Source organism: Brevundimonas sp. (genome assembly GCF_027484365.1).
Taxonomy (GTDB): Bacteria; Pseudomonadota; Alphaproteobacteria; order Caulobacterales; family Caulobacteraceae; genus Brevundimonas.
Map to the genome: position 1 here is coordinate 19,668 of NZ_JAIXTC010000012.1, position 16,739 is coordinate 36,406.

The 16,739-nt window shown below is 68.1% G+C and carries 17 protein-coding genes; 1 reads left to right on the top strand and 16 read right to left on the bottom strand.

From position 1 onward, the window contains the following. Positions 1-57 precede the first annotated feature (57 nt). The 6 genes from infB to coaBC form a co-directional block, all read right to left on the bottom strand. Entirely contained in the window at positions 58-3,099 is a 3,042-nt protein-coding gene (gene infB / locus Q0044_RS04610; protein ID WP_298160205.1) for a translation initiation factor IF-2, read from the bottom strand. A 120-nt stretch (positions 3,100-3,219) separates the two neighbouring features. Next, on the bottom strand, positions 3,220-3,900 hold the full coding sequence (locus tag Q0044_RS04615; protein WP_298160208.1) for an RNA-binding protein: 681 nt from the start codon (positions 3,898-3,900) through the stop codon (positions 3,220-3,222). A 15-nt stretch (positions 3,901-3,915) separates the two neighbouring features. Further along, a complete protein-coding gene (gene nusA / locus Q0044_RS04620; protein ID WP_298160211.1) occupies positions 3,916-5,664 on the bottom strand; it encodes a transcription termination factor NusA in 1,749 nt (582 codons plus the stop codon). Next, positions 5,664-6,434 carry a ribosome maturation factor RimP gene (gene rimP, locus Q0044_RS04625; protein WP_366941101.1) on the bottom strand — a complete coding sequence of 257 codons (771 nt, stop codon included), beginning with the start codon at positions 6,432-6,434 and terminating at the stop codon, positions 5,664-5,666. The genes nusA and rimP overlap by 1 nt, the downstream gene beginning before the upstream one ends. Before the next feature lie 91 nt (positions 6,435-6,525). After that, the gene (gene dut / locus Q0044_RS04630; protein ID WP_298160216.1) at positions 6,526-6,975 is read right to left on the bottom strand and encodes a dUTP diphosphatase; all 450 of its coding nucleotides are present in this window, start codon (positions 6,973-6,975) and stop codon (positions 6,526-6,528) included. Positions 6,976-6,985: 10 nt separating this feature from the next. Further along, complete coding sequence (coaBC, locus tag Q0044_RS04635; protein ID WP_298160218.1) at positions 6,986-8,215, bottom strand: bifunctional phosphopantothenoylcysteine decarboxylase/phosphopantothenate--cysteine ligase CoaBC; 1,230 nt, start codon at positions 8,213-8,215, stop codon at positions 6,986-6,988. 123 nt (positions 8,216-8,338) lie between these two features. Here coaBC and Q0044_RS04640 point away from each other — a divergent pair, with 123 nt between their 5' ends. After that, complete coding sequence (locus tag Q0044_RS04640; RefSeq protein ID WP_298160221.1) at positions 8,339-8,818, top strand: S-type pyocin family protein; 480 nt, start codon at positions 8,339-8,341, stop codon at positions 8,816-8,818. Positions 8,819-8,916: 98 nt separating this feature from the next. Here Q0044_RS04640 and Q0044_RS04645 read toward each other — a convergent pair whose 3' ends face one another. The 10 genes from Q0044_RS04645 to Q0044_RS04690 all read right to left on the bottom strand — a co-directional run bounded on the left by Q0044_RS04645 (position 8,917) and on the right by Q0044_RS04690 (position 16,656). Next, on the bottom strand, positions 8,917-9,330 hold the full coding sequence (locus Q0044_RS04645; RefSeq protein WP_298160223.1) for a helix-turn-helix domain-containing protein: 414 nt from the start codon (positions 9,328-9,330) through the stop codon (positions 8,917-8,919). A gap of 176 nt (positions 9,331-9,506) precedes the next feature. Further along, positions 9,507-11,114 carry an apolipoprotein N-acyltransferase gene (lnt, locus tag Q0044_RS04650; RefSeq protein WP_298160225.1) on the bottom strand — a complete coding sequence of 536 codons (1,608 nt, stop codon included), beginning with the start codon at positions 11,112-11,114 and terminating at the stop codon, positions 9,507-9,509. Further along, entirely contained in the window at positions 11,104-11,562 is a 459-nt protein-coding gene (ybeY, locus tag Q0044_RS04655) for an rRNA maturation RNase YbeY (RefSeq protein ID WP_298160228.1), read from the bottom strand. Before ybeY ends, lnt begins: the two co-directional genes overlap by 11 nt. Further along, positions 11,559-12,548, bottom strand: coding sequence for a PhoH family protein (locus Q0044_RS04660; RefSeq protein ID WP_298160231.1), 990 nt, complete (start codon positions 12,546-12,548; stop codon positions 11,559-11,561). Before Q0044_RS04660 ends, ybeY begins: the two co-directional genes overlap by 4 nt. Then, complete coding sequence (gene miaB / locus Q0044_RS04665; protein WP_298160233.1) at positions 12,538-13,941, bottom strand: tRNA (N6-isopentenyl adenosine(37)-C2)-methylthiotransferase MiaB; 1,404 nt, start codon at positions 13,939-13,941, stop codon at positions 12,538-12,540. The genes Q0044_RS04660 and miaB overlap by 11 nt, the downstream gene beginning before the upstream one ends. A 54-nt stretch (positions 13,942-13,995) precedes the next feature. Beyond that, positions 13,996-14,475, bottom strand: coding sequence for a Fur family transcriptional regulator (locus Q0044_RS04670; RefSeq protein ID WP_298160236.1), 480 nt, complete (start codon positions 14,473-14,475; stop codon positions 13,996-13,998). A 39-nt stretch (positions 14,476-14,514) separates the two neighbouring features. Continuing rightward, a complete protein-coding gene (locus Q0044_RS04675; protein WP_298160239.1) occupies positions 14,515-14,946 on the bottom strand; it encodes a GNAT family N-acetyltransferase in 432 nt (143 codons plus the stop codon). Next, complete coding sequence (tsaB, locus tag Q0044_RS04680) at positions 14,943-15,596, bottom strand: tRNA (adenosine(37)-N6)-threonylcarbamoyltransferase complex dimerization subunit type 1 TsaB (protein WP_298160242.1); 654 nt, start codon at positions 15,594-15,596, stop codon at positions 14,943-14,945. Before tsaB ends, Q0044_RS04675 begins: the two co-directional genes overlap by 4 nt. A gap of 13 nt (positions 15,597-15,609) precedes the next feature. Continuing rightward, positions 15,610-15,993: a type II toxin-antitoxin system RelB family anti-toxin gene (gene relB / locus Q0044_RS04685; protein WP_298160245.1), complete on the bottom strand. Its 384-nt coding sequence runs from the start codon at positions 15,991-15,993 to the stop codon at positions 15,610-15,612. A gap of 69 nt (positions 15,994-16,062) precedes the next feature. Beyond that, positions 16,063-16,656 (bottom strand): helix-turn-helix domain-containing protein, encoded by a 594-nt coding sequence (locus tag Q0044_RS04690; protein ID WP_298160248.1) that lies wholly within the window; start codon positions 16,654-16,656, stop codon positions 16,063-16,065. Between the last annotated feature and the right edge of the window lie 83 nt (positions 16,657-16,739).

Here is a 16,739-nt window from a genome sequence, read left to right on the forward strand (position 1 = left end):
GGAGGAGACAACCGCGCTCAGGTAGCGAGACGGCGCGCGTCGAACTGTAGCGCCCTGCTAGAGCGTGCGCTTGACCTCTTCGACGGTGAAGCACTCTATGTAGTCGCCGACCTTGATGTCCTGGAAGCCCTGGAAATGCATACCGCATTCCTGGCCCGACGGGACCTCGTTGACCTCGTCCTTGAAGCGTTTGAGCGTGGCGAGCGTGCCCAGTTCCAGGACGACGATGTCGTCGCGGATGATCCGGACCTTGGCGCCCTTGCGGACCACGCCTTCGGACACCCGGCAACCGGCGATCTTGCCAGTCTTGGAGATGTCGAAGACCTGCAGCACGGCGGCGTTGCCCAGGAAGGTCTCCCGTTGCAGCGGCGCCAGCATGCCGGACAGCACGCCCTTCATGTCGTCCAAGAGGTCGTAGATGATCGCGTAGTAACGGATCTCCACGCCCTCGCGGTCGGCGAGGTCCTTGGCCTGTTTCGAGGCGCGGACATTGAAGCCGAGGATCGGCGCCCCCGCGGACTTGGCCAGCTGGACGTCCGACTCGGTGATGCCGCCGGCGCCCGAATAGACGACGCGGGCGCGGACTTCGTCGTTGCCCATCTTCTCCAGCGAGCCCTGGATGGCTTCGCCCGAGCCCTGGACGTCGGACTTGATGACGACCGGAAGTTCCGAGATTTTTTTGGATCCAAGCTTGGACATCATGTCGACCAGGCTGACCTGGTTTATGCCGCCGGTGGCCTTCTCGCGCTTCACGCGGGCGCGATACTCGGTCAGCTCGCGGGCGCGGGCCTCGGAGTCCACGACGGCGAGCGGTTCGCCCGGCGACGGGGCTTCGTCCAGACCCAGGATCTCGACCGGAACCGAAGGCCCGGCCTCGCTCACCTGTTCGCCGCGCTCGTTGAGCAGGGCGCGAACCTTGCCCCAGGCGGAACCGGCCACCACGATGTCGCCGCGACGCAAGGTGCCGCGCTTGACCAGGACCGTGGCCACGGGGCCGCGACCCTTGTCCAGCTTGGCCTCGATGACCACGCCTTCGGGCGAGCGTTCCGGATCGGCCTTCAGGTCCATGACCTCAGCCTGCAGCAGGATGGCCTCGATCAGGCCGTCCAGGTTGGTCCTGGCCTTGGCCGAGACCTCGACGATCTGGGTGTCGCCGCCGAGGGCTTCGCCGATGATCTCGTACTGCAGAAGCTCGTTGACGACCTTCTGGGGATCGGCGTCCGGCTTGTCGATCTTGTTGACGGCCACGATGATCGGGGCGCCCGCAGCCTTGGCGTGCTGGATGCTCTCGATCGTCTGCGGCATGACGCCGTCGTCGGCCGCCACCACCAGGATGACGATGTCGGTGACATTGGCGCCGCGGGTCCGCATGGCGCTGAACGCCGCGTGGCCCGGGGTGTCGAGGAAGGTCACGGCCTCGCCCGACGGCGTCTTCACCTGATAGGCGCCGATGTGCTGGGTGATGCCGCCGGCCTCGCCCGCCGCCACGTCCGTGGTGCGCAGCGCGTCGAGCAGCGATGTCTTGCCGTGGTCGACGTGGCCCATGATGGCCACGACCGGCGCACGGGGCGTGACCGCCTCGTCGTCGATCGCGTCCGACAGGAAGCCGGCCTCGACGTCGGATTCCGAAACGCGCCGCACCGTCATGCCGAATTCGTCGGCCACCAGCTCGGCGGTGTCGGTGTCGATGACGTCGTTGATCTTCATCATCAGGCCCTGTTTCATCAGGAACTTGATGATGTCGACGCCGCGCACGGCCATCCGGTTGGACAGCTCCTGCACGGTGATGACGTCGGGGATGACGACCTCGCGCGGACGGTTCGGCGCATCGGTGGATCCACCCTTGCGCTTTTCCTTCTCGCGTTCGCGGGCGCGGCGGACCGAGGCCAGCGAACGCATCCGCTCGGCCGTGTCGCCGTCGCCGGCGACGGACTGGATGGTCAGGCGGCCTTCACGGCGCTTCGGTTCGCCGCGCGTGCGGCTGACGGCCTTGCCGGCGTCGGAGAAACGCTTGTCCCGATCGTCCTCGGGCTTCAGCGGGCGGGCAAAGCCGCCGCCGGGCGCACGGCTGGGACGCGAGACCTCGGCGGCCACGGGCGGGGCGTTCGGGGCGGGGCGACCGCCGGGACCGGTGCGCGGACCGCCGGGACGGGCCGCTCCGGCCGCCGGACGCGGGTTCAGCGCGGAATAGCGGACCGGCTCGGCCGGACGCGCGGGGGCGCCGGTCGGACGGGCGTTGGCAGGACGGTCTGCATAGGATTTCTCGCCGCCGCCCATGGCCTCTTCACGCGCCGAACGGGCGCCGAAGGCGGGACGGTCGATCGGGGCGCGGGCCGGATTCGGCGCCTTGGGCACACGCTGGCCGAAGTTGACCACCGGACGCGGCGGCGGGGCCGGACGAGCAGGCGCGACCGGCGCGGGAGCGACCGGCGCAGGTTCGGGCGCGGCAGAGACCGGAGCGACCGGCTCGGGAGCCGGAGCCACGACCGGCTTCGGCGCCAGGGGGGCGCGGGCGGCGGGCTTTCCGGTGGGCGCGGGCGCGGCGGCGGCCAGCTTTGCGGCTTCGGCACGGGCGGCCTCGGCGGCGGCGCGGGCTGCGGCGGCCTCGGCCTGGGCGGCACTGGCGGCGGCGGCGGTCGCCGCGGCCTGATCGCGCGCGGCGGCGTCGCGGCGCGCCTGTTCCGCGGCCTGGGCGGCGGCACGTTCGGCCTGGGCCTGGGTCGCCGTCTCGATGGCGCGACGACGGGCTTCCTGTTCCTCGTTGGACAGGCGACCTCCGGCGGGCTGCTGCATCTGCGGACGCGGCGAAGGCGCCTGCGGCGCCGGTGCGTCGGAACGTGGACGGGCGACATCGAAGCCGGCCGGACGCTGATGTCCGCCGACCCCCGGGGCGACCGGAGCGCCAGGACGGCGCTTGGTCTCGACCACCACCGTCTTGGTGCGGCCATGGCTGAAGCTCTGGCGCACGGTGCCGGTCGAAACCGATCCCACGGCGCGCGGCTTCAGGCTCAGCGGCGCCCGCGGTCCCGTCGTCGACGGAGTTCCGGTGGGGGCCTGCGGAGCTTGGCCGTCGTTGGTCTTGTCGTTCTCGTCGCTCATCCGGTCGCTTTACTCGTGGGCGGAGAAGTCCGCCGCGTCTTAGTCAAAAATCGTCTCGTCACCTGGAAACGCAAAAAGTCGTGCGGCGTCCGCCCCTCGAAAGAGGCCTGACCCCGCCCGTCAATCCGCCCGTTCAGGCTCGTCCTTCGGGTCCTCGTCCGACCCGTCCCCACGTGTGGAACCCGGATGATCCAGGTCCCAGGCCGCAGGCCGAAGCGATCGAAATCCCGCCAGTCGTTCGACCTCTATGGTCCAGCGATCGGCTCTGCCGCCACGCAGCAGGACCCCGTGTATCGCATTTTCCAGCCCGAGGGCCAAACTCAAATCATCCGCGCTGAAGGCGCCGCAAATCCGGGTGGTCTGATGCCGGGCCAAGGCAGCGAGCTTTCCGCGCCCATCCGCCGATCCGTCGGCAGCCTCGATCAGCCATGCGGCCTTGCCCGAGCGGATCGCCGCCGCGGATTTCTCGAAGCCGGAGATAAGCACGCCTTCGCGTCGGGCAAGACCCAACTGGTCCAGACAACGCCGGATCAGCAGGGCTTCGACCGTATCGGCCAGATCGGCCGTCGGCTTCAACGGAGCCTTGGCCGAGCGGGAGAACAGGTTTTTCTTCACGGCGGTGTCGACGGAGGCGCGTGAAGCCTCCACCCACATGCCGCGGCCGGGAAGTTTTCGCCCCAGATCGGGGGCGACGGCGCCGTCCGGGCCGGCGACGAAGCGGATCAGTCGAGATTCATCCATGGCCTGGTGGGTCACCAGGTCCCGGCGCTCTCTATCGATCGTCGCGTCGCGCAGGCTCATGGACGGCGCACCTCATCACGCGTCGCGGGTCGGCTCGAGGTCGTCTTCGACCCCGGCGTCATCGGCAGTGACCTGGATGTCGGCATCGCCCTCGGGAGCGGCGTCGAACACCGCCTCGGGATCGTACTCGCCCTCGGCGTACTCTTCCTCGTATTCCGGCTCCGGCGGCTGCGGCAGTTCCGAAGCGTCGATCCAGCCGGCGGCGACGCGGGCCTGCAGGATCAGCAGTTCGGCATCTTCCTGGGCCAGGTTGAAGCTCTCCAGCACGCCGGCGACCTTGGTCCGTTCGCCGTTCTTCATCTCGTAGCCGCCGCGGATCTCGTCGGTGGCCAGATCGGCCAGATCCTCGACGGTCTTCACGCCGCCCTCGCCCAGGGCGACGGCGATCGGCAGGGTCACGCCGGGAACGGCGAGAACCTCGTCCAGCACGCCCAGCTCGATGCGTCTGGCGTCCAGGATGGCGGACTGCTTCTCGAGATAGTCGCGGGCGCGGGCCTGAAGTTCCTCGGCGGTGTCGTCATCGAAGCCCTCGATCTCGGCGACTTCATAAGCGTCCACAAAGGCCAGATCCTCAACGGTGGCGAAGCCTTCGGTGACCAGCAGCTGGGCGATGACCTCATCGACATCCAGGGCTTCCTGGAACAGCTGGGTGCGCTCCGAGAATTCGCGCTGGCGACGCTCGGAGTCCTGCGACTCGGTGATGATGTCGATCTGCCAGCCGGTCAGCTGAGAGGCGAGACGGACGTTCTGGCCGCGACGGCCGATGGCCAGCGACAGCTGTTCGTCGGGCACGACCACTTCGACGCGGTCGGCTTCCTCGTCGAGCACGACCTTGGAGACTTCGGCGGGGGCCAGGGCGTTGACGATGAAGGTCGGCTCGTCCGGGTTCCACTGGATGATGTCGATCTTCTCGCCCTGGAGTTCGGCCACGACCGCCTGGACGCGGGAGCCGCGCATGCCGACGCAGGCGCCGACGGGGTCGATCGAAGAGTCATTCGACAGGACGGCCATCTTGGCGCGCGAGCCGGCGTCGCGGGCTGCGGCGCGGATTTCGATCACGCCGTCGTAAACTTCCGGCACTTCCTGGGCGAACAGCTTGGCCATGAAGCCCGGATGGGCGCGGCTGAGCATGATCTGCGGGCCCTTGGCCTCCGGACGGACGTCGTAGATGTAGGTGCGGATCCGGTCGCCGATGTTGAACACCTCGCGAGGGATCGACTGGTCGCGGCGCATGATGCCCTCGCCCCGACCAAGATCGACGATCGTGTTGCCGTATTCGACGCGCTTGACGGTGCCGTTGACGATCTCGCCGACGCGGTCCTTGAACTCTTCGTACTGGTTGGCGCGCTCGGCCTCGCGGACCTTCCCGGTGATGACCTGACGGGCCATCTGGGTCTGGACCCGGCCGAACTCGAACGGCGGCAGGTCCTCGACGTATTCCTTGCCGACCACGGCCTCCGGATCGCGCCTGGAGGCGTCGGTCAGGCGGACCATGGCGCTGTCGTTGAACTCCTCCAGCTCGTCTTCCGGCATCCAGTCGTCCTCGACGATGGTGACGTGACGGGTCAGGGCCAGTTCGCCCGTCTTCGGGTCGATCCGGGCGCGGATGTCGTGATGCGCGCCGTAGCGCGACTTGGCGCCCTTCTGGATTGCTTCCTCAAGGGCCTCGATCACGATCTCGCGGTCGATGTTCTTTTCCTGCGCGACCGCGTTGGCGATCTGGAGCAGTTCCAGGCGATTGGCGGAAATACCGGTCACGGCCATCAGGCGTCGTCCTCAGAGGTCTTGGTGTTTGTATCTTCCGGCGCGCCTTCCGGCAGACCGTCGTCTTCGGGTTCGCCCCGCGCGGCGCGGATGGCCGCCCCGCGCTTCAGAAGGGCGTCGTTCATGACCAGCTTGGCGTCCACCAGCCAGTCGAAGGGAATCAGGGCGGTCTCTTCCTCGCCGTCGAGGTCGATGGCGATGTTGTCGCCGTCCGTGCCGGCGACAATGCCCTTGAAGCGTTTGCGCCCCTCGATCATCCGGTCGGTCTCCAGACGCGCCTCAAGGCCTTCGAACAGGTCGAAATCCTTCAGACGGGTCAGGGGTCGGTCGATGCCGGGCGAGGAGACTTCCAGCAGATATTCGCCGGCGATCGGGTCGGCGGCGTCCAGGATCTCGGACATGGCCCGGCTCAGACGAGCGCATTCGCCGACGTCGATGTCGTTGTCCGAAGGCCGCTCGGCCATGACCTGGAGACGGCGACGCAGGGTCCCGCCCATCAGACGCACCCGCACGATGTCCAGACCGATCGATTCCGCGACGGGATCGATCAGCTCCAGGATTTCGCGGTCTTCGACGGTCTTGGCGCGCAAACGGGTCTGTGACTTCTGAAAGGGCCGCCACACCGGGGGTGGGCGGCGGGCAAAAAGAAAAGCGGTCGGCCATCCAAGGCCGCCGCTTTGAACGACGCCGTTGGACGCCGGTCTAACGATGTGGGAGCCCCTATAGCGCCGTCCCGACGAAAGGGAAAGGGCGGACGCGAACGCCCACAATCCGACTTTCGATGGGCGTCCACCCGGCGGCGGAGACCCGGCCTGCCCGTCTGCAGGGTTTGAACCCCGGTGAGGACGAATGGCCGCGCCTCTAGCGGCCGGTAGAGCCGAATCCGCCCCCGCCGCGCGCGGTGTCGTCGAGGGTTTCGACCTCGACGACTTCCGCCTGGGCCACCGCCGCGATGACCATCTGGGCGATGCGGTCTCCACGATTGATGATGAACGGTTCCTGGCCCAGGTTGATCAGGATCACGCCGACCTCGCCGCGATAGTCGCTGTCGATCGTGCCGGGCGTGTTGGGCGCGCTGATGCCGTGCTTGAGGGCAAGACCGGAGCGCGGACGGATCTGCGCCTCCCAACCCTGTTCCAGCGCGATCTTAAGACCTGTCGGCACAAGGGCCCGCGCGCCGGGTTCCAGCGCCATGGGCTCGTCCTGCGGGACCGCGGCCCTCAGGTCCATGCCCGCCGAACCGACGGTTTCATAGGCCGGAAGGGCCAGGCCCTCGGCATGGGGCAGGCGCAGGATACGAAGGGTGGTCAAGGCGAGGCTCTCAGGCTTCGGAGGAGAAATGGTCGGCGATACGATCGGCCAGCCGGGACGCCACCTCGGTCTTGGACAGACGGGGCCAGGCGTCGGCCCCGCCCCTGGTGACCAGCAGAACCGTGTTGCCGTCAGCGCCGAAAACATCGGCCGAGACGTCGTTGCCGACGATCCAGTCACAGCCCTTGCGCGACAGTTTCGACCGCGCATTCGCCTCCAGATCCGTCGTCTCGGCGGCGAAGCCGATCACGAGGGTCGGCCGGTTCGGGCCGGGCTTGGAAATGCCGGCCAGGATGTCCGGGTTCTCGATCAGGGCGAGCGTCGGGGGACCGCCGGGAGCCTTCTTGATCTTGCCGCCGGCGACCGTGTCCACCCGCCAGTCGGCCACAGCGGCGGACAGGACCGCGATATCGGCCGGCAGTGCAGCCTCCGTCGCCGCCTTCATTTCCATGGCCGTCTCGACGTCGACCCTCTTCACACCGACGGGCTTGGCCAGACCCGTCGGACCCGACACCAGCGTCACCTCGGCGCCTCGCGCGGCGAGCGCCGCAGCGATGGCATAGCCCTGTTTCCCGCTGGACCGGTTGGTGAGCCCCCGCACAGGGTCAATAGGCTCAAAGGTCGGACCCGCCGTGACCACCGCCTTGCGACCGGCGAGCGAACGCCCGTCAGGCCCGACCAGAAGGTCCGTGATGGCCTGCAGGATCGCGGCGGGCTCAGCCATCCGGCCCGGGCCGAACTCGCCACAGGCCATTTCCCCGTCGTCGGGACCGACGACCGCGACGCCGTGGAAGCCGTCGAAACCCTTGAGCCGCATGACATTGGCCTGCACCGCCGGGTGCAGCCACATCCGCACATTCATCGCCGGAGCGAGGAGCACCTTCTTGTCCGTGGCCAGAAGCGTCGTGGAGGCCAGATCGTCAGCCATGCCGTTCGCCGCCTTGGCGATCAGACCCGCCGTCGCCGGAGCCACGACCACGAGGTCAGCCCAGCGCGACAGCTCGATATGGCCCATGGTGGTCTCTTCGTCCGGATGGAACAGGCCCGTTCGCGCCGGATGGCCGGTCAGGGCCGCGAGGGAAAGGGGCGTCACGAACTCGGCGCCGCTCCCGGTCAGAATCGACTGCACCTCGCAGCCCGCCTTCTTGAGCAGCCGCACCAGTTCGAGCGCCTTGTAGGCGGCGATGCCGCCCCCGACGATCAGCAGAATCTTCCGGTTGGTCAGGGCCACGCTGGACATGACGCCCGTCTAGCCGCCGACGCGCCCGGCGTCGAGGCGGCGAAAAAGAACATTGCCGGAACAAACAACCTGTGGCTAAGTCAGTCGAGAGAATTTCATCTGGAGGGTGCTATGAGGGTTTGGATGACCATCGGCGTCGCCTTCGCGGCGATGCTGACCTTGACGGCGTGCGGCAACGGGGATTCGGCGGTCGAGTCGCGAGATCGAACGGCCGACGTGAGCGCGATCGGCCTGCCTCCGTCGACCGGGGCCGCGACCTCGGCCTCGGACTCTCCGGCCGAAAAGACGGCTGTGACCGCCAACCGCCGCGAAACCGTCGATGAGAAGGTCCAGCGCCTCTATGAGCGCAACGGCTCTGATTTCGACGCACGATCGGCTGAGGATTTCCTGGACAAGGTGACGCGCTTCACCACCCGGCCGCCGCCGGGAACGGAAACGGCGACACGGCCGAACGGCGACACCCTGCTCTATCAGCCCTCAACCAACACCTTCGCCGTTGTGGCGCGCGACGGGACGGCGCGCACCATGTTCAAGCCTGACGACGGCGCGGCCTACTGGGCGGAACAGAAGGCCGCAGCCCCGACCTTCGGCCAGCGACAATAACAGAACTGAGGGAGACCCAACGGCGACAGCCAGCGCATCTCTACCCTCGGGTACATCGCGAGGCGAGCGATCGCGAAGGCTGACTTGCGGAAGACGCCTCAGGCGTCTTCCGGCTTGCCGGTCATCTCGCGGATCATTTCGAGCGCCAATTTCTGCTGGCGGCTGGACAACTGCGGAGCCAGCCGTGCGATCTCGATCGTGTAGCGGGTCGAAGGAAAATCGTGATCGAAGGAGGCTATGCCGGTCTCACCTTCCGCCATCCCCGGTTGAGCATTCAACCCCTGGAAGAAGTATCCGACGTCCACTTTGAAGAACCGGGCGATGTCCCAGAGCTTGGACGCCGAGATGCGATTGGCGCCTTTCTCGTATTTCTGGATCTGCTGGAAGGTCAGTCCCAGCGCCCGACCCAGGTCGCTCTGATTGTAACCCAGGCTGATGCGCTTCTCGCACACCCGTCTGCCCACATGCCGGTCCACCGGGTGGGGACCATCCTCGCCGACGCCTCTAACCATTCTCGCTTTTAAGTCCTGGCTTGTAACATGATTGTAACGGGCGACCTCATGCGCTCGTCGGATCAGGCTGTCATCTGAAATCTGGGAAATGGAAATTACAGCGAGAGCTTCCGTCCGGCGTCAGCACAGCCGTGTTTTCAACCCATGATCTCAAGTCCATACGCCGCCGACTGAGGTTATCGCCTGCGCCAATTCCCAAGCGAAGCGACGGCAGGAGACAGGCCGGCCAGCACCATCAGCCAGAAGAACAGATCACCGGCCCGGCCGTAGGGCGTAATCGCGACAGGCTCGGGCAACAGGGCGTCAATAATTCCGCTTTCACCGGTATCCAGGTGCCGGCCATCGATGACACGGCCCCATGGATCGATCATCGCCGATACCCCGGTCGGAGTCGCTCGCACGACAGGCAAGCCCGTCTCGATGGCGCGATAGCTGGCCAGATTCAGATGCTGGATCGGTCCGGAGGTCGCGCCGAACCAGGCGTCATTCGAGACATTGACGATCCAACTTGGCCGTCCGCCTGCACCCGGGGTGAAACCGGGATAGAGGCTCTCATAGCAGATCAGCGGCTGGACCCTGGGCGCGTTGGGCAGGTCGATCGGCGCAGGTCGCGGGCCCGGGCTGAAATCGGCGGGCATATGCACCAGGCTGCGCACGCCGATCGCTCCCATCAGACCGCCCAACGGCAGGAACTCCCCGAACGGCACCAGCCGGTACTTGTCGTACAGAGCCGTGACCCGCAGGCCCGCAGGCCCGTCGTCGGTCAGTGAGAACAGGCTGTTGTAGTAGCGGGCCTTGCCATCCGGACCCGCCTCAGCACGGGCCAGTCCCATCAGCAGGGTCTGGCCGGGCTCGACGGCCCGGGCGATCGCGACCCCATCCGGTGATCCCGGGGCGAAGACATCATTGAAGCTGGCCGGCAGGGCCCCCTCGGGCCAGACCACCACATCCGGCCGGGCAGCGCCCGGACGCGCCGTCAGATTCACGTAGCGATCGACGATGGAGCGATAGGCTTCGGGCGACCATTTCGATTCCTGCTGCACATCGGCCTGAACGATACGGATCAGGGTGTCGGTGTCACGCACCTGGGCTCCAGCCAACCGGACGGTTCCGCCGATCACCAGGGCCGCCAACACGGCCGTTCCGGTCAGGGCCACTCCGATGCGCGCCTTGCGCGTCCCCGCTCCGGCCAGGGGCGCGAATGCGCAGACCGCGGCCACGGTCACGAAGCCTAGACCATAGACCCCCACCACCGCAGCGAACTGCGATCCCGCCGAGCCCGCAGCCCAGCTGGCTCCCGCCGGATTCCACGGGAAGCCCGTCAGGACATGGCCACGCAACCATTCCAGCAGGGCGAAGCAGGCAGGGAAAACCAGAACCCGGAGCAAGCCTTCCGGCGCGAACCGGCGATACAGCGCCGTCGCCGCGCCCCAGAAGAGGCCGATTCCGGCAGGCAGCAGGCTTGCGGCGAAAGGCGCCATCCAGGCCTGGGCCGGATCGACCAGAAACGCCTCCGCCACCCACCAGCAGCCGACGCCGAAATAGCCGAAGCCCGCGAGCCAGCCCATCCAGAAGGCGCCGCGCGCGGTTCGCGAGCGCTCAGCCAGCAACATCAGCAGCGGATAGCCCAGCAGGCCCGGCAGGAGGCCGAACGGCGGGTGCGCCAGGGCCGCCGCGATCCCGGCGACCAGGGCCAGACCTATCCGGGCCAGACGCCCGTCCAGGGCCCGGTTCAGGGCCTGATTCAGGGCGTCGCCCGATGTCCGGAGAAGCTCAGCCGTCATGCGGAAGCGTGTATGGGTCCGATACGCCCAGGCTGGCAAGGATAGAGCGCTCCTCGGCCTCCATGGTTTCCGCCTCGGCGTCATCTTCATGGTTCCGGCCGAGCAGGTGCAGCCCACCGTGCACGACCAGATGGGTCAGGTGGTTGCGCAGGGTCTTGGACTGTTCGCCGGCCTCCCGGACACAGACGCCATAGGCCAGGACGATGTCGCCCAGTGGCTGCGGGTCTGCGCCCGGCATCTCCGCCGCAGGAAACGACAGGACATTTGTCGGCCGATCCTTGCCCCGGAACCTGTGGTTCAGGTCGCGCACTGTGTGGTCGTCGGTCAGCAGAATGACGACCCCGCCGGTCTGGGTTCCGAGGGTCGCAGCGGCCGCCCGCTCAACCACGGCCTCGACATCGTCGATGGCGTCGCTCCAGTCTTTGACCTCGACCTCGACCTCGATCATCGGACCGGGTCTTCCAGGTCCGGCGCCGGCCGCCCCGCCGCCGCATCGGCGTCATAGGCGCGGACGATCCGCTCGACCATGGCGTGGCGGACCACGTCCTGGGCCTCGAACTCCAGAACGCCGACCCCCTTCACGTCGCGCAGGATGCGCAAGGCATGGGCCAGGCCGCTGTCGCGCGGGTTCAACAGGTCGATCTGCGACGGGTCCCCCGTGACCACCATCCGGGCACCCTCCCCCAGCCGGGTCAGCACCATTTTCATCTGCAGGCGCGAGGTGTTCTGGGCCTCGTCGACGATGACGAAGGCGTGGCTCAGCGTCCGGCCGCGCATGAAGGCGATGGGAGCCGCCTCGATCTCACCCTTGTCACGCCGCCGCTGCACGTCCTCGGCGCCGAGAATGTCGTTCAGGGCCTCCCAAATCGGGGCCAGATAGGGATCGACCTTCTCGTTCAGATCGCCGGGCAGAAATCCGAGCTTTTCGCCCGCCTCGACCGCCGGCCGGGTGATGACCAGGCGGTCGACCTGTCCCCGCCGAAGCAGGGATGCGCCGTAGGCGGCGGCAAGGAAGGTCTTGCCCGTCCCCGCCGGGCCGACGCCGAAGCTCAGTTCATGATTGGCCAGCGTGTCCAGATAACGCGCCTGGGCATCGGTCTTGGGCACAATGGCCCCGCGTTTGCCGATGGGCAGGGCCATGGGATCGACGCGGCGACCGCCGCCCGTCACCCCCGTCCGCGCCGAACCGATCAGGGCGCGCACATCCGCCTCGTTCACGTCCGCGCCCTTTCCGGACCGCGAGGCGAGCCCTTCGATGACCTGTTTCGCACTGGCGCGATCCCGCGTGCCGCCGTTGATGGAGACCCCGCCGCCAGGCGCCTCGATCAGCACCTTGAACGCGTCCTCGATCAGGGCGACGTGGCGGCTGTTGGGTCCGATGACGGACCGGAGGGCGTTGTCGTCCAACGCCAGGAATTCACTTTCACGCGCCAAAAAGGCTGCCTTTCAGACTGTTCTGGTTGCCCTGCTCGATCCGGACCGGAACGATCTGGCCGAGAAGCTGGTCCGCGCCGTCGACGTGCACGGATTGCAGATATGGGGATCGTCCGACGGCCTGCCCGGGATGGCGGCCCTTCCGGTCGAACAGGACATTCAACGTCCGACCGGCCTGGTGCGCATTGAAGGCGATCTGTTGCTCGATCAGCAGGGCCTGCAAGGCGGCCAGACGGCTCTTCATCACCTCGCCCGGAACCTGGCCGGGCAGGGTCGCGGCGGGGGTGCCGGGGCGGGCGGAATACATGAAGGAGAAACAGGCCGCATAGTTCACCTGCCGCACCAGATCGAGCGTATCCTCGAACTCGCGATCGGTCTCGCCGGGAAAGCCGACGATCATGTCCCCGGCAAGGGCCAGATCCGGCCGGGCCTCGCGAATGCGGCCGATCAGGTCGATGTATTTCTGACGCCCGTGCTTCCGGTTCATCAGCCGCAGGATCCGGTCCGATCCCGCCTGCACCGGCAGGTGCAGATAGGGCATCAGGGCCTCGACCTCGCCATGCGCGGCGATCAGGTCGTCGGACATATCGTTGGGGTGGCTGGTCGTATAGCGGATGCGGTCGAGGCCGGGGATTTCCGCGAGCGCCCGCACCAGTCGCGCCAGGGTCCAGAGCTTGCCGTCCGTCCCCTCGCCGTCATAAGCGTTGACGTTCTGGCCCAGCAGGGTGACCTCGCGCACGCCCTGATCCGCCAGCCCGCGCGCCTCGGCCAGGACGTCGGCGACCGGCCGTGACCATTCCGCCCCGCGCGTATAGGGGACGACGCAGAAGCTGCAGAACTTGTCGCACCCTTCCTGCACGGTCAGGAAGGCGGCATATCCCTTGACCTCGCGCAGTGACGGCCCGCCCGCGTTCAGGGCGTCGAACTTTTCATTCGGCGCGAAGTCGGCGCCGATCCGCTCGCCGCGCGACCGCGCCGTGCGGGTCAGCAGCTCCGGAAGCTGGTGATAGGCCTGGGGTCCCACGACGATGTCGACGGCGGGGGCCCGCAGCATAATCTCCTCGCCCTCGGCCTGGGCGACGCAACCCGCCACGGCGATGGTCATGCGGGCCTCGCCCCGCGCCATCTTCCGCTCGCGCAGCTGACGCATCTTGCCGAGCTCGGAATAGATCTTCTCAGCCGCCTTTTCGCGGATATGGCAGGTGTTGAGGATGACGAAGTCGGCGGCCTCGACCTCGTCGGTCGTGGCGTAGCCGAGCGGACGCAGAACATCGGCCATGCGCTCGCTGTCATAGACGTTCATCTGGCAGCCGTAGGTCTTGATGAACAACCGTTTCGGAGGCGCGCTCCCGGCGGCGGTCCCGACCTCGGACGCGATCAGGGTATCGGACATGACGGGCTTATGATCGTCCGACCGGAGGGTCGCAAGATCGCGCAACCGCTGACGTCAGGACAGCTGCCCCGGATCGACCCGGGCCGCGTTGCGCGTATAGATCAGACCCTCGCGCTTGGACGGCTCGGCGCCTTCGATGGCCTTGCCGTAGAGTTCCAGCTTGTGGCCGACCAGTTCGAAGCCGAGGCGTTCGGCGATCTCGGTCTTCAGCCGCTCGATCTCTGCGTCGAAGAACTCGATGACCTCACCGGTGCGGGTGTCGATCAGGTGGTCGTGGTGGTCGTCGCCGGCCTCTTCATAGCGGCTGCGGCCGTCGCCAAAGTCATGCTTCTCGACCACGCCCGCCTCTTCGAACAGCCGCACGGTCCGATAGACGGTGGCGATCGAGATGTGCGGATCGATGGCGGAGGCGCGGCGGTAAAGCTCCTCGACGTCGGGATGGTCCTCGGCGTTGCCCAGGACCCGGGCGATCACCCGGCGCTGTTCGGTCATTCGCATGCCGCGCTCGGCGCAGAGTTTTTCGATCCGGTCCATGGGGCGAAGATAGAGGCGGTGTCCCGTTGTGGGAAGCCGTCAAGCCAAGTTGCGAACGAGAAGCAGGGCGTCCACGGCCGGGCCGTCCGCACGCGGATAGTAACGCGGACGCCGACCCGCCGGCTCGAAGCCGGCGGCCCCGTACAGGGCGCGCGCCGGGTCGTTGTCTTCCGCCACCTCCAGGAACATCCGGACCGCACCGGCTGCGGCGGCGCGATCGGCGGCGGTGCGGACCAGACGCGCCCCCAACCCCTGGCGTCGGGCGGACGGACGCACGGCGAGCGTCAGGATCTCCGCCTCATCGGCGACGGTGCGGATCAGGATGAAACCGTCGGTCGCGCCTTCCAGCATCACCCCGGACTGACCCAGAAGCTCTGCGAAGGCCGAGGCGGACCACGGCGGGTCGAAGGCTTCCGAATGCAGATCGGCCAGCGCCTGCGACAGATCCCCGGGATCGGCCGCCGCGCTCATGCTGCCGGCACGGGTCGGGCCTGACCGGGAAGCCGCGTCGGCGGGATCGCGTCGGGCGCCCGCAGATACAGCGGTCGGGGAGGACGGGTCGTTGGGTCGAGGGCCGCCGTCAGGGTGCCAAGCGCCGCCGGGTCGGGTGCAGTCAGAGTCGACGGCTCGCCTCCGACCAGGGCCGCGCCGGAGCCGGTGATGCGCCAGGCCCGGCCGGACAGACGCGCAACGGCGTCCTCCAGCGACAGGGCTTCGGGCTCCGACGCCGGGCGCCCCGCCTCGAACAGTTGCAGATAGACCTGCCCCCGTCGCGCATCGATCACGGCCGCCGTCGCCCCCTGCCCGCCATCGGCGGACCGTGCCAGCGCTTCCAGTGTGGAGACCCCGACCACCGGCAGGTCCAGGGCCGCGCCCAGCCCCTGGGCGAAGGCGAGGCCGACCCTCAGGCCGGTGAAGGACCCCGGCCCGACGGTCACCCCGATCCGGTCGAGCGCCTCGAACCCGCCGCCTGCCTCTGCGACGGCGTCGCGCACAAAGCCGCCCAGCCGTTCGGAATGGCCCCGCGCCATGACTTCCGACCGGACGCCCAGCGCCCGACCGTCCTCGAACACCCCTGCGGTGCAGGCGTCCAGCGCCGTGTCGATGACCAGGACCCTCATCGGGCCCGTCCCGTCAGGACGACGGCGCAAGGGCTTCTGCGATCTGCGCCAGCGCCTGCCGCACACTTCGGTCGCGGATCAGCGGAAAGGCGGCGGCCAGGGCGCGGCCTTCTGTGGTCGCCGTCATGAAGCGCAGGTTGGACAGGTCGTCGATCACGGGCACCGCAGCGGACGGCCGCTCCGGAAACAGGGCGCCCGGCGTCACGCCGAGCGCCGCCGCGATGTCGTTCAGCCGCGAGGCCGAGATGCGGTTGGCCCCCGCCTCGTATTTCTGCACCTGCTGCGGACTGACCCCGAGCCTCTGGGCCAGGGCGGACTGGGACAGGCCCATGGCCAGGCGACGGGCGCCGATCCGGCGACCCACGGAAGCGTCCACGGCGTCCGGCGAACGAGGCATGAGGGCGACTCCGACGGTTCTGATGGCCGTATCGTTTCATGTCGTCGCCTGAAATGCAATCTTTTCGTTTCATTCGTCCAGCCTGGCCCGGACGGCCGCAACACGGGCGATCGCCCTTCGATCGAGGGCGGTCTCGTCCTCCAGCCCGCCCGGCCCGCCGTGCACATAGAGGCGGTCGCCGTCGGCGCGTTGATACAGACGGACAAGCCGCGTGCCGTCCGTCAGGTCGATGACGCAGCCCTGGTCCCGGCGCGGCCAGCGGCCGGGGTCGAACTCCAGCACCACGCCGGACGCGGCCCAGGGCGCGAGGTCGTCATTGGACAGTTGCATCCGCTCGATCCGACCCGCCTGCGCTGCAGAGGGCGGGCTGAAGGCGCGGCGCGGGCTTTCAACGCCGGCAGCGGACATCGTGGGCGGCGCAGCGTCCCCGGCCAGGATCAGGGCGAGGTCCTCCGGCGTCGCGTCGAGGGCGCCGGTCAGGCGGCGCTGGACGTCGGGGCGAAACAGACCGGGGCGTTTGCCGCTCTCGTAGAGGCCCCACCCCTGGCTGGTCATGCCGATCCTGGCGCCGGCCTCGGCCTGGCTCAGGCCGATCTGGCGGCGCAGGGCCGCCAGTCCCTCGCCGAGGGCGGCGGCGTCCGGGTCGGATGCGAAGCGGGCCATGCCGGATTGTGCCTCAGACGCCCGCTTCAGGCGAGACGGAAACGTTTCACCGCGCTCCGGCCGCGAGCCGGGGGACAGCGCCC